Source organism: Pseudomaricurvus sp. ABR4_320, from assembly GCF_056159445.1.
The window spans coordinates 217,039-230,635 of record NZ_JBSWVF010000005.1; the positions used below are offsets into that span (position 1 = coordinate 217,039).

At 50.5% G+C, this 13,597-nt stretch carries 13 protein-coding genes; 11 read left to right on the top strand and 2 right to left on the bottom strand.

Translation table 11 applies throughout. The features are described 5' to 3' along the window. Positions 1-14 precede the first annotated feature (14 nt). The 11 genes from ACXAFR_RS12455 (at position 15) to ACXAFR_RS12505 (ending at position 11,595) form a co-directional block, all read left to right on the top strand. Positions 15-1,343 (top strand): FMN-binding glutamate synthase family protein, encoded by a 1,329-nt coding sequence (locus tag ACXAFR_RS12455; RefSeq protein ID WP_475177311.1) that lies wholly within the window; start codon positions 15-17, stop codon positions 1,341-1,343. A gap of 203 nt (positions 1,344-1,546) precedes the next feature. Further along, the gene (gene purU / locus ACXAFR_RS12460) at positions 1,547-2,416 is read left to right on the top strand and encodes a formyltetrahydrofolate deformylase (RefSeq protein ID WP_475177314.1); all 870 of its coding nucleotides are present in this window, start codon (positions 1,547-1,549) and stop codon (positions 2,414-2,416) included. Between the two features lie 11 nt (positions 2,417-2,427). After that, positions 2,428-3,291: a bifunctional methylenetetrahydrofolate dehydrogenase/methenyltetrahydrofolate cyclohydrolase FolD gene (gene folD / locus ACXAFR_RS12465; protein ID WP_475177316.1), complete on the top strand. Its 864-nt coding sequence runs from the start codon at positions 2,428-2,430 to the stop codon at positions 3,289-3,291. 75 nt (positions 3,292-3,366) lie between these two features. Beyond that, on the top strand, positions 3,367-4,614 hold the full coding sequence (locus ACXAFR_RS12470; protein ID WP_475177318.1) for an FAD-dependent oxidoreductase: 1,248 nt from the start codon (positions 3,367-3,369) through the stop codon (positions 4,612-4,614). A 9-nt stretch (positions 4,615-4,623) separates the two neighbouring features. After that, positions 4,624-4,920 carry a sarcosine oxidase subunit delta gene (locus tag ACXAFR_RS12475; RefSeq protein ID WP_475177320.1) on the top strand — a complete coding sequence of 99 codons (297 nt, stop codon included), beginning with the start codon at positions 4,624-4,626 and terminating at the stop codon, positions 4,918-4,920. A 2-nt stretch (positions 4,921-4,922) separates the two neighbouring features. Continuing rightward, the gene (locus ACXAFR_RS12480) at positions 4,923-7,829 is read left to right on the top strand and encodes a 2Fe-2S iron-sulfur cluster-binding protein (RefSeq protein WP_475177321.1); all 2,907 of its coding nucleotides are present in this window, start codon (positions 4,923-4,925) and stop codon (positions 7,827-7,829) included. Continuing rightward, entirely contained in the window at positions 7,826-8,503 is a 678-nt protein-coding gene (locus ACXAFR_RS12485) for a hypothetical protein (protein WP_475177323.1), read from the top strand. The genes ACXAFR_RS12480 and ACXAFR_RS12485 overlap by 4 nt, the downstream gene beginning before the upstream one ends. 157 nt (positions 8,504-8,660) lie before the next feature. After that, positions 8,661-9,179, top strand: a complete 519-nt coding sequence (locus tag ACXAFR_RS12490) for a dimethylamine monooxygenase subunit DmmA family protein (protein ID WP_475177325.1) — start codon at positions 8,661-8,663, stop codon at positions 9,177-9,179. Continuing rightward, complete coding sequence (locus ACXAFR_RS12495) at positions 9,179-10,126, top strand: PDR/VanB family oxidoreductase (RefSeq protein ID WP_475177326.1); 948 nt, start codon at positions 9,179-9,181, stop codon at positions 10,124-10,126. The genes ACXAFR_RS12490 and ACXAFR_RS12495 overlap by 1 nt, the downstream gene beginning before the upstream one ends. 10 nt (positions 10,127-10,136) lie before the next feature. Continuing rightward, positions 10,137-11,156, top strand: a complete 1,020-nt coding sequence (locus ACXAFR_RS12500) for a heme-dependent oxidative N-demethylase family protein (RefSeq protein ID WP_475177328.1) — start codon at positions 10,137-10,139, stop codon at positions 11,154-11,156. A 124-nt stretch (positions 11,157-11,280) separates the two neighbouring features. Then, the gene (locus ACXAFR_RS12505) at positions 11,281-11,595 is read left to right on the top strand and encodes a DMT family transporter (RefSeq protein ID WP_475177330.1); all 315 of its coding nucleotides are present in this window, start codon (positions 11,281-11,283) and stop codon (positions 11,593-11,595) included. 405 nt (positions 11,596-12,000) lie between these two features. Here ACXAFR_RS12505 and ACXAFR_RS12510 read toward each other — a convergent pair whose 3' ends face one another. Then, positions 12,001-12,168: a hypothetical protein gene (locus tag ACXAFR_RS12510; RefSeq protein ID WP_475177331.1), complete on the bottom strand. Its 168-nt coding sequence runs from the start codon at positions 12,166-12,168 to the stop codon at positions 12,001-12,003. A gap of 13 nt (positions 12,169-12,181) precedes the next feature. Beyond that, positions 12,182-13,531, bottom strand: a complete 1,350-nt coding sequence (locus ACXAFR_RS12515; protein WP_475177333.1) for an ammonium transporter — start codon at positions 13,529-13,531, stop codon at positions 12,182-12,184. Positions 13,532-13,597: the final 66 nt, after the last annotated feature.

Genomic DNA, 13,597 nt, shown 5'->3' on the forward strand with positions numbered 1-13,597 from the left:
CAAAGGACACAACGATGAAAGATGACAGCAAACTGACCGAAGGCTTGCGCGAATCAGCCACCTTTGACCGTGTAACCATGACGGAAATCCGTCGTGCTGCCGAAACAGGCATTTACGATATTCGTGGATTTGGCGCCAAACGGAAGCTTCCCCACTTTGACGATCTGCTCTTTCTGGGAGCGAGTATGTCGCGCTACCCGTTGGAAGGATATCGCGAGCGCTGCAACACCGCCGTTACGTTGGGGACTCGATTTGCTAAAAAGCCGATTGAATTAGACATCCCTATCACCATTGCCGGTATGAGCTTTGGTGCCCTATCAGCCAACGCCAAAGAAGCGCTCGGACGCGGCGCCTCTATCATGGGTACGTCGACGACCACCGGTGATGGGGGTATGACACCAGAAGAACGTGGACAATCTGAAAAACTGGTGTACCAGTACTTGCCCTCCCGCTACGGAATGAATCCCGATGATTTACGCAAAGCCGATGCTATTGAAATCGTACTCGGCCAAGGCGCAAAGCCCGGTGGCGGCGGCATGCTGTTGGGTCAAAAAATTACCGATCGCGTTGCGCAAATGCGCACACTGCCCAAGGGCGTCGATCAGCGCTCAGCCTGCCGGCATCCAGACTGGACTGGACCGGACGACCTCACCATTAAAATTCTAGAGCTGCGTGAAATTACCGATTGGCAGGTGCCCATTTACATCAAGGTTGGTGCTACTCGCACTTACTACGACGTCAAACTCGCTGTCAAAGCCGGCGCGGATGTTATCGTCGTCGATGGAATGCAAGGAGGAACCGCAGCGACTCAAGATGTCTTTATTGAACATGTCGGCATCCCTACCCTCGCTGCCATCCCCCAGGCAGTACAAGCCTTACAGGAAATGGACATGCACCGTAAAGTGCAGCTAATTGTGTCGGGCGGAATTCGCAATGGCGCCGACGTTGCTAAATGTATGGCACTGGGGGCAGATGCAGTCGCGATAGGCACAGCAGCGCTCATTGCGCTCGGCTGTAACGATCCAAAATACGATGAAGAATTTCGCAGCATTGGCTCAGCCGCTGGCTATTATGACGACTATCACGAAGGGAAAGACCCAGCGGGAATTTCGACACAGGATCCAGAATTAATGAAACGACTGGATCCTGTCATTGCCGGTCGCAAGCTGGCTAATTACCTCAATGTCTTGACACTTGAAGCGCAAACACTCGCGCGAGCCTGTGGCAAAAATGATTTGCGCAATCTGGAGCCGGAAGATCTCGTTGCATTAACCATCGAATCTGCAGCCATGGCTCGAGTCCCACTTGCAGGAACGCAATGGATTCCGGGTCAAAATATCTGACGCCTACACGAACACAATACTGAGATATGTAAAACGACTTTACGGTGTAGGCTCAATCTAGCATCCCTGCCGCATAGGGCCTGCCACACCGTATATCGTTTTCTTGCAACAAGTGAGTCAGATGGCTTCTATTAATGCCATTCTCAAATCTTGCTGAACACTTGGCGAGTGATTTTTTGAAAACTGCTTTCGAGATGAGGGATATGAGTAACAAATCATCGCAACAAGAATACATCATTAACGTCAGTTGTCCCGCCAGGGGCGGAATCGTCGCTGCCATCACGGTATTCCTTGCCGACCGCGGCGGCTATATCAGTGAGATGAACCAATATGATGATGTGGAAAGTAATACCTTTTTTACCCGGGCGCGCTTTCACGTAGAAGACGGCTCCTATTCTCTTAGCGACCTACAAGGAGAATTCGAAGCGGTAGCGGGACAATTTGATATGAACTGGCAATTACTGCCCGCCGATGCCCCCACCAAAACCTTGCTTATGGTCAGCAAATTTGATCACTGCCTGTCGAATCTTCTCTACCGCCTGCACAAAGGCGAAATCAACATGGAAATAACCGCGATTGTTTCCAATCATAAAGATCTACGCCCCATGGCAGAGCGCGAAGGTATACGGTTTGTTCACCTGCCGATCACCAAAGAAAACAAGACGGAACAAGAGCGTGCATTGCTCGACATTGTCGACGAAACCGGCACAGAGTTAGTGGTTCTCGCCCGCTATATGCAGATCCTCTCCAACGATTTGTGCAAAGCGCTCAGTGGCCGAGCCATAAATATTCACCACTCGTTTCTACCCGGATTTAAAGGCGCCCGCCCCTATCATCAAGCCCATGAGCGAGGCGTCAAACTTATCGGTGCGACCGCCCACTATGTCACATCCGATCTCGATGAGGGCCCAATCATTGAGCAAGCAGTACAAACTGTCGACCACACCTATGGCCCTGAAGAACTGATTGCCGTCGGTCGGGACACAGAAACCATTGCCCTCGCCAAAGCCGTTAAAGCTCACGTCGAGCATCGCGTCTTTTTAAACGGCAACAAGACCATTGTATTCAAGTAGAGAAACTTCTTATGGCTTCCTTGATCAATGGAAAAGAAATCTCCCAGCAGCTTATCGACCGGGTTAAAGAGGGTGTCGCTGAACTGGCGCGAAATCACGATACGGTGCCCGGACTGGCTGTGGTGCTGGTCGGTGAAGATCCCGCCAGTCATGTCTACGTTCGCAATAAAATTCGTCGAGCGGAAGAAGTGGGTATCCGATCATTAGAATACCGACTAGCGGTCAACACCTCGCAGCAAGAATTGAACAAACTGATAACAGAATTAAACGCCAATCCAGACGTTCATGGCATTTTAGTTCAGCTACCGCTTCCGGATCATCTTGATGAGAAACACGTCATCGCCACAATTGATCCGCGCAAAGACGTCGACGGCTTTCACCCCATGAATGTCGGAGCGCTCGCCAGCGGAATGGAAGGTTTGGTGCCCTGCACCCCACTCGGCTGTCTTATGATGCTAAAAAGTGTTCTGCCGGAATTGAGTGGCAAGACCGCGGTTGTTATTGGCCGCTCCAATATTGTCGGAAAGCCGATGGCATCGCTACTACAACAAGAAAATTGTACCGTTACGACAGTTCACTCTCACACGAAAAACATCGAAACCGTCTGTGCTCAAGCCGACATAGTCATCGCGGCAATCGGCAAAGCAGAATTTGTTGGAATGAATTGGATCAAACCTGGCGCCGTTGTCATTGATGTCGGTATCAATGCTGTAGAGCGAGATGGAAAACGGAAACTCGTGGGCGATGTCGACTTTCAAGAAGTCGCGCCTATTGCCAGCGCGATAACGCCTGTTCCCGGTGGCGTCGGCCCAATGACCATCGCGTGCCTGATGAAAAATACGTTGGCGGCCGCCGAGGGAGCACTGCACGCCTAATGCCATAACGCAATCGATCGAAGCTCAGACAAATTTTGCACTGCACGTCATTCAGCAGAGGGAGAAGAAAGGACTATGCCTTTCTCATTATTGAAATACGGTCTTAAAGAAGACTTCCCATTTGACCGACATCCAGACCTGCCCTCTCCACGAGAGCTAAAGCCAAATTACGATGTCGTCATTATCGGTGGTGGTGGTCACGGCATCGCCACGGCCTATTACCTGGCTAAATACCATGGAATCAACAATGTCGCCGTTTTGGAAAAAGGTTACCTTGGAGGGGGCAATACCGCGCGTAATACCGCGGTCATTCGGTCTAACTATCTCACCAGTGAAGGCGTTAAATTCTATACAGAATCCGTCAAACTTTTCGAACGCCTCTCGAACGAATTTGATTTCAACATTATGTATTCAAAACGGGGCCAACTCACACTGGCACATACCGACGCAGCGATCCGAGGGTTTCGTCAGCGAGCCGAAATCAATCGCCACTTCGGTGGAAAAACCGAACTGATTAATCCCCAACAAATCCGTGAACTGGTACCGACTCTGAACATGAACCCCAGTCACCTGCCCGTGCTGGCAGGACTCTGGCACATGGATGGCGCCACCGCCCGTCATGATGCTGTCGCGTGGGGTTATGCCAAGGGAGCTACGCAACGGGGTGTTGAACTCCATCAGCTAACTGAAGTTACCGATGTTATCGTTAAAAATGGTCGTGTCACCGGTATCAAAACCAACCGCGGCAACGTCGATTGCGGCTGCGCCATTCAAGCTGTGGCTGGCCATAGCTCGCTACTGGCCGCGAAAGCGGGGTTTCGACTGCCAATCAAGACCTATCCTCTTCAGGCAATGGTCACTCAGCCGGTTAAACCATTTCTCGATCCCCTGGTCAGCTCACCGTCCTTACATTGCTATGTCCAACAGACCAGTCGCGGCGAGTTGGTTTTTGGAGGCGGCTCTGATCCTTACCCTCTTTACAACACGCGTTCAACGATGGATCTCAAAGAAAGTCTGCTGGCAAACGCTATTGAGCTTTTCCCATTTATGGCAGAACTTCGATTGATGCGACAGTGGACGGGGTTAACCGACATGACGTCCGATTACAGTCCAATCATGGGATTGAGTCCGGTAGAAAATTATTTCCTAGATGCGGGCTGGGGAACCTGGGGTTTTAAAGCAACCCCTATCTGCGGTAAGACCATGGCAGAGTTAGTTGCAAATGGAGGCAAAGTGCCTGATCTGATTCAACCATTTTCTATGGAGCGCTTTACGACTTTTCGACAAGTCAACGAAATGGGCGCGACTGCAGCCAGCCACTGAGAGAACAGAATGAAAATCATGCACTGCCCGTTAAACGGGCCGAGAAACATCAGTGAATTTGTTCACGGTGGCGAGGTTCAAATAATGCCGGACCCAAATAGTTGCAGCAATCAAACTTGGGCAGAATACGTCTTTTATTCAGACAACGCCATAACCATCGTAAGGGAGTGGTGGTTACACGCAGCGTCGGGATATTGGTTTATTGCCGAACGCCATACTGCCTCCGACGAAATAATAAGAACCTATGACCCGTCAGTAATTTTTAAAGAACGCATCGATTTCGCAAAAAACTCCGGGGAGTCCTAGTTATGACGCGGCAACGCTTACCGGCACCATTAGGCACGCTTATCAACCGAAATAAACCCATCACGATTTCCTTTGAGGGGGAATCCTATAAGGGTTATGAAGGCGATTCTATCGCCAGTGCATTGCTGGCAAACGATCAGTGGATTCTCTCGCGGTCTTTTAAATACCATCGTCCTCGCGGTCCTTTAACCCTCGCGGGACAGGATGCCAATACCCTGATTCAAAAAGGCGGTGAGCCAAATATTCTGGCTGATCGCACGCCCGCAGGTAACGGCGATAAAACCCACGGACAAAATTACTCTGGTTCATTGGAAAATGATCGAGACGCCTATCTCGGCAAACTCAGTCAATTTATGCCGGTTGGATTTTATTATCGAGCGTTTTACAAACCTTTCGGCGCCTGGATGCAATGGGAGAAATTGATTCGAGCAAAGGCGGGGCTAGGTGTGTTGGATCTTGATGCCAAACCGGAATACTACGACAAACAATATCTATTCTATGATGCGGTCATCATTGGCAGTGGTCCGGCAGGACTCGCTGCGGCAATTACCCTAGCCGAATCTGGTGCTAGTGTGCTGATCGTTGAAGAGCATTCCGTCTTAGGAGGCTCTTTAACCTATCATCGGTTTGATACTACGGGTCAAAAAGGCGAGCGGCTACACAGTGAATTGATCGCCAAAATCGACACCTATGACAATATCGACATTCTTAAAGATGCCGTTTGCAATGCTTGGTTTACCGATAACTATCTACCCGTCATTCAGGGCAAGCGGCTGTTTAAAATTCGAGCCATAGAATGCATCGTTGCCGCCGGATCTTTTGAACAACATGTCGTGTTTCGCAACAATGATCTACCTGGCATCATGATGTGTAGTGCCGCCCTTCGTCTATTGAAGTGGTACGCCATTGCCCCGGGGAAACGTACAGTTATCCTCACCGGTAATGACGATGGATATCGGGTTGCTCTCGAACTGCTCGATCACGGTCTGACCGTGGCGGCGATCATCGACATGCGCAACGAACTGGAGGACGAATCTCTCTACGATGCCGTGCGCACCCGGGTCGTTCCAGTTTTCCGAGGGTCGACTGTCTATGAAGCGCTGGCGACAAACGGTAACAAACATATTCGCGCAGTGGATATCCGCAGGATTACCAATCGGGGGCAGGTCGCAGAAGATAGTAAGCTGGTCTATTGCGACACACTCTGTATGTCAGCCGGATACATGCCTACCTATCAGCTGCTTTGCCAGGCCGGCGCAAAACTTACTTACCTGGATGATGCAGCCGCCTTTTCGATTTCAGATCTTCCCGAGCATTTGCACATTGCCGGCTCAGTCAATGGAATTCACGACCTCGATGCCGTTGTCGCAGATGGCCAGCGTGCAGCAAAGCATGCACTCTGCCAACTGGGTAAAAACGATGAAGCGCCCACACCGATCCACTGCAATCAGCGCGTCAATTTCGAATGGCCCATATTCCCCCACCCAGAAGGCAAAGAATTTGTCGACTACGACGAAGATCTGCACATTCGAGATATCATTAATGCCACGCGCATGGGTTACCGGGATGTACAACTCGTTAAGCGCTTTTCTACCGTTGGCATGGGTCCCTCCCAAGGACGTCACTCGGCGCTACCAACCGCTCGCCTGGTGGCGCAAGCCACCGAACGCAGTGTAACAGAAACCGGGGTTACCACGGCTCGCCCTCCTTTCGCCCCAGAAAAACTTGCCCACTTGGCAGGGCGACGCTTTGATCCCTACCGACGCACAGCCATGCATCAGCGACACCTGCAACTGGGCGCGCAAATGATGCCAGCAGGAAATTGGCAGCGCCCGGCTTACTATGGTGCTCCCGAACAGCGAACGGCCAACATACGTAGAGAAGCGAAAGCCGTACGCCAGAACGTTGGGCTAATAGATGTCAGTACCTTAGGGGGTATTGAGGTGCGGGGGCCGGATGCGGTTGAAATGATGAACCGAATCTACACAGGTCGTTTTACCCAATTGCCCGTTGGAAAAACTCGCTATGGCATCGTGGCCAGTGAACACGGCGTCGTCATCGATGATGGCGTTGTTTGCCGATTGGCCGACGAGCACTTTTATACCACAGCCACCACCAGTGGTGTTGATCGAATCTATCGGGAGATGACCAAATGGAACGCCCAATGGCGTCTCGATGTGGATATCTACAATGTTACCAGCACCTTTGCTGCGGTTAACCTGGCCGGCCCACTTTCCCGCAAGGTGCTGAGCAAACTGGTGGATACTGTCGACCTTAGCGCAGAAGCCTTCCCCTATCTCGGTTATCGAGAGGGCAAGGTCGCTGGAATTCCTGCACGTCTGTTACGAGTGGGCTTTGTTGGCGAATTGGGATACGAAATCCATGTACCGCGTGGTTTTGGTGAGGCGCTATGGGATGCGCTTATGGACGCAGGTAAGGCATTCAACATCTGTCCCTTTGGCGTAGAGGCCCAGAGACTTCTCAGACTGGAAAAAGGACACATTATCGTCAGCCAGGATACCGATGGAATGAGTCATCCCGGCGAGCTCGATCTGGGCTGGGCTATCAACCATAAAAAGCCGTTTTATGTCGGTTGCCGCTCTGTCGACATTATGATGTCACAACCACTGACTCGAAAACTGGTGGGATTCACTCTTCCTGCGGATAGCCCCCAACCTAAAGAGGGCCATTTGGTGTTAAACGGATTGGATGTCGCAGGTTCTGTTACATCCTGTGAATTTTCTGAGACCTTAGGATCTATTATCGGGCTCGCCTATGCTGCTCCAGAGTCCGCCACGCCAGGCAGTCAAATCATCATTCGTGTCGACAATGGCGATCCAGTAGAAGCCAAGGTCGTTCCTCTCCCTTTTTATGATTCCGCCGGAAGACGCCAGGAGGTCGAACTGTGAGTAATCGTTTCCCTGAAAGTAGCCTGTTTCAGAGCCCGGTGTATCCGCTTATTCAAGCCGCTGAAAACAACCAAAGTGGTGATAATAACGCTATTGATTCAGACCGGTTCGACCCAGCAACGTCACTCAATTGTGCCTTAATCGACTTATCCCCCCTTCCTCGCATTGGGCTTCGGGGTACGGGTACAGAGGCTGCCCTGGAAGCTGTAGAGTTTCAATTCCCTGATCGACCCAACACGGCAGTTGAGAGTACAGAGGGTCAGCTGGTATTACGCCTGGGGAAGACTGAGTGCTGGATTCTAGACTCGCCGATGTCATCGAAAAATGCAGAGTTAACACCGGAAATCTTTTCTGAGGCGGAAAAAATCTATCCACTCTATTGTCAACATTCTCACGCGTGGTTCGCATTAGTCGGAAACGACTTACCAGCAATGCTGGCAAAGCTCTGCGGAGTAGAGCTACGACCGGCGTCATTTGAGAAAGGTGCAATCGTACAAACGTCCATCGCCCGAATCAGCGGGATTATTGTCAACGCGTCACCTCAGAATACTCCGATTTTCTACGTGCTCGTCGACAGCAACGCGGCTGAATATCTTTGGCAGGTACTCCTGGATGCGATGACAGAGTACGGGGGGCAAGAGGCAAGTCTTGGCTACTTGAGAAGGGAAATCTAAACCTCCCCATTTGGAGGTACCCCTCCCTGGGGATTGAGAAAAATCCCCTAAAAAATAGTATGAAACCATCACGTAGCTCAGTTGGCACTTGACCGCCAAGAATGAGCCCCCTCAACACTCTGGGGTCAATAATTCAAATGAGAATTGGAAAAGCGTTATGGACTATCAGGTGAGAAGTCGGCCTGTCTACAAACAAACCGCTGCGAAAAATGCGCGCGCGAAACACCACTTATTCATTACGCAAGGTGAAATGACACCTGCATTGTCATCGATTTTTCATTCCTGCGACAGCGAAGAGCGAGAATTGATTGTTGCGGAAGACATGAACTCCAATGACGCCGTCGCTCGAGTTCTCGCCGGCCTGCCTCTCTCCACCGCCATTTATCTCTGTGGTGATGAGTGCTTTATTTGGCAAATTGCAAGCATGCTGGAATCCGGTGGTGTACTCCGCGAACAAATCACGCTTTTACCGCCGACAACGATGGTGAGAGCGGTTTTCTGCTGCCATTGCTACACCACCACCAGCGCGGTCACCACTTCACCTGCGATTTGTGCAGGTTGCAACCGCCTTTTAGCCGTTACAGATCATTTTGCCAGACGACACGGTTCATATCTTGGCTATCAAGTTAACGCGGAGGACTCTCAAGTTATTCCTCCATCGGTGGAGTTACGCTAATGCAAACTGAACACCTGCAAGTCCGCGTTACCAACATTCACCCAGTAACGTCGCTCATTCGAGAGCTTCGACTTGAACCTCTTCAGGGAGAACTTCTTCCCTTTTCTCCAGGCTCTCACGTCATTGTCGAAATGCACGCTGATAAAAACCACAAAAATGCCTATTCACTACTGAGTGACCCCAGAGACACAAAGGCGTACCGAATCGCCGTGCGCTTGCAAGAAAATTCGCGCGGAGGCTCTAAGTTTATACACGAGCAGGTCAAGTTGGGCGACGTTTTGTCCATTTCACCACCCGCGAATCTGTTTGCCCCCTATTGGCCAGCGAAACATCATGTGCTCTTGGCAGGCGGCGTTGGCATCACACCCTTCATGGCCTATCTGCCAGAAATGCAACGGCAAAATGCGGACATTGAGCTGCATTATATGTTTAGAGGTCATCAGACTGGGGCATTTCGCGAAGAACTTCGGGATCGGCTCGGCGAACGCTATCACGAATACGATGCTGACGAACACAGAGTTTGTTCATTAACCGACGTGCTTACCGACAGACCGGTTGGAACTCATATCTATGTCTGTGGCCCGGAGAAATTACTCGCAGGGGTTTTAGATGTTGCTGCGAGCATAGGCATCCCCACGAGCGCTATTCACTACGAAGAATTCTCTGCGCCTAAACCAGGAACGCCCTTCGAGACACAGGTTTCTTCGACAGGTCAAATAATCCAAGTCGGGCCAGAAGAAAGCCTGTTAGAGGCTCTGGAAAGTGCTGGTATTGAGATTCCTAACCTCTGCCGTGGAGGCGTATGCGGGCAATGCCAGTGCCGGGTCGTTAGTGGCGCTGTTGAACACCGGGACAACTTTTTAAGCGACGACGAAAAATTATCAGGCGGAGCCATAATGCCCTGCGTCTCACGCAGCTCTGGCTCTCGCCTCGTTTTGGACATCTAGGAGAAATACCATGCGATTGGCGCCAAAACCGATTCAAACGTTCCGGGATGACTTCACCTATACCAATAGCGCCGAAGCTATCGAGCGATTTCCATTCCCGTTTCCCGAAGATGAATACCGTTATTCGGTCAATATTGAACCGCACTTACCGAAAGACGGGCCTGGTTCTGCGTACGAATATCTGCTCGACATCGATGAGCATTATCTTTCGGAAATGAAAGAACGTGCTCTGGTGCTCGAAGACATGCCCCACCGCTGTCTGGCCATGCCACATATGGACCTCGCCTGCTGGGATATGATTGAACGCGTAATGGTTTCCCTGGCAGAGGACTATCCCCAACATTTTCAGCTGGAACGGAATGGCGATCACTGGCGCTGGCGAAATCACCTTCTGAACATTGACGACCGCTTTCTCTTTTGTGACAGCAGTACCTTGCCACTTCCACCAATGGAATACATTGGTCGCCAGCTTCAAGGAGACTTTACTCTGCTAGACCAACGTAACGGCGACTTGTTTATGGATGCCGGTATCATAACTTGCCCGGCAGACTGGTCATTGGCCTTCGACGCGGGTATGAGCTTTTCCGAGTGGCACGGGCCAGTGCCAATGGCGAAAACTGAAAACATTTTTGAGCGCGCGCTGAAATATCTCACAGCCCTACCCGTTGGCAAACCCGTTCGCCGTTTGAATTGGACGATGACCGTCAATGCCCGCATGGATACCTCTCCGGAAACCTACCACGAGTGGGGGCACGAACGCACATCGGTGACACCTGAAAACGTCGGAGAAAAAGTGTACTTACGGGTTGAGCTACAAGTGCTCGATCGCATGCCTCGCAGCAACGCGCTAATGTTCAGTATCCGCACATATCTGATGAGCCTCGACGATATCGTCACGAATCCAGAATGGGCCAAACGTTTGCATCGGGTGATGAAAACACTGCCACCGGCACTCATTGACTATAAAGGCCTGTCTCGCTATCACAACACGGTTCTTGAATATCTTGCCCAGTTCGATGTAGCCAACTGATTGCACCAACTTTCATCAATGCCTCAGCCTGCGATCTGTAGGCTCTCTTCGTTTTCTTAAAAAAACTCAAGGGCAAGTCAACCACAAGGGCGATTTTTATCAATTGAATCGTAGGTAAACAATAATGGGTTGGGTTTATCTGGGTATCGCGGGACTGTTAGAGTGTGCTTGGGCAATAGGTCTTATGCACAGCGATGGGTTTAACAAACTCAAACCTTCTATCATCAGTATCGCGCTGATTATCGTTAGTCTGTTTCTCCTCTCCATGGCCATGAAGACGATCCCAATAGGAACCGCTTACGCCGTTTGGAGCGGCATCGGCGCGGCCATGCTGGCACTCTATGGAATTACGTTTTTAGGAGAATCTGCCAGCTACCTGCGCCTTCTCTGTATCGCTCTGATTATTTTGGGTGTGGGCGGCCTGAAATATTTCGCCTGAATCTGGAATAAACCTGTTTGCGACGCTGAGTATTATCAAATACCATTTTTCATCTGCAATCCATAGGTTAAAAGACTCTTGGCCATTCGATGGTAGCTGATTTTCTACTCTCCTACCACTTTACGCTCGCCAACCACTCGGATACGTCCACACCTCTTAAATCGACGTTCTTAGACGCGTTGAACTTCGTTGCTGATAAACGTTACACAAAGTCTACCTCCTTGTAAGTGACTTCAATTCCTACTAACAATATTCAAGAGAAGGATCGCGCTCCGAACTCAGCAAAAGTGTCCGAGCAAAAAAAAGCGCCGTTAAAGCGGCGCTATAAACTCTGACAAAGGGATCTTTACCTCAATCTCAATAAAGATGCCCCATCGATCACTTTAAAAAGGCTATCGATACCCCCTAGTGATAATCGATATAGGTATTGTTCTCGTGCTTAACGGACGCCACGATGGTTCCCACGGTGACCGCCACCGCCAAGGCTAATACCACCATCATTGCGACGGGCTTATCCGCAAGCATAAAGTAGGCTTCAACACCATCCCAACTTGTGATTGGACTTACATTCATTGGAAATCTCCTTTTATACCGTCATAGGGGAAGAAACAGGAACGGGTTTATCCAACTTCGCAGGCACCGACTCTGGGTAAGCCGCTAGGGGAACCTCGACGAGATCCAAACCTGCTTCTTCCGCTTTCGGCGGAACTCGAAGGAAACCGATCTTTGCCATCACAAAGGACAGGCAAAATCCGGGGATAAAACCAAGACACGCCATAACCAAAGCACTCTTCAATTGACCGAAGAAACTGATGGCAGGAGCGCCTTCCACGACATTCGGAAAGCCGCTAAAAACACCCAGGCCAACGATTCCGATAAGCCCACCCATACCATGCACCGCAAAAGCCCCAACGGCGTCATCAATTTTAAATTTACTGGTGATGAATTTATCCGCCAATGGCGCGACCACACCACCGAGGATCCCCATTAAAAATGCGAGCGGTGGATAGTAAAGATCAAGACCCGGCGCCGCCGAAAAGATGCCTGCCAGTGCACCCGACATCATCCAGAACGGTTGACGAGTGATGATGTAGGAACCAATGATACCGCCAGCAAATGCCATCAAAGTGTTAAAGCTGATCGCGGATAACGTGGTCGGTGTGCCAAAAATCGTCGTCCACTGGGCGCCAGAGTTATAGATAATACAGCCACCCAGAAAACCAAAAAATCCAACGATAATCAGCATCAATCCGATAATGCTCATCGGCACACTGTGACCGGTTATGGTTACGGGTGTGCCGTCAGGAAGAAAACGACCGATTCGAGCGCCCAAATTAATGGTCACGCCAAGGGCGAAAAAGCCCGCGATCATATGTACCGCACCGGCAGCGCCGAAATCGTGAAATCCCCATTGCACCGTTAACCAACCGGTTGGATGCCAACCCCACGCAGCGCCCAAGACCCAAACCACGGAACCGAGAACAATCGCAAGAATAATAAACGAACTCATGCGAATACGCTCAATGACAGCACCGGAGAAAATAGAGGCTGTGGTGGCAGAAAAGAGTACAAAGGCCCCCCAAAAAATACCTGAAGCGTTGTCGGCGAGGTTAGGCCCCATCGCCGTTGCCCAAGGTAATCCAGCAGCGCCTGCTTCAAAATCTGGCACAAAGCCTTTGTACATGGCCAGGTAGATCCACCATCCAAAGAAATAAAACGTTGGAATAATAAAAGCCAGAGCAAGAATATTTTTTACACCAGAAGCCAGTGCATTTTTAAGTCGAGACGCGCCCATTTCATACGCGAGAAAACCCGCGTGAATGATGACCATTAAACCGGTACACCACCAATAGAAAACTTCCATATTGATGGTGCCCGTCATATCGATCTGGGACTGCAACTCCGCCAACTTTTCAGCGATCTGTATTTCGTCCATTTAACCCCCTCAAACATCGAATGCCGTCTGTAGCGCCGGTACTGCCATCTATGACAAGAAATACCT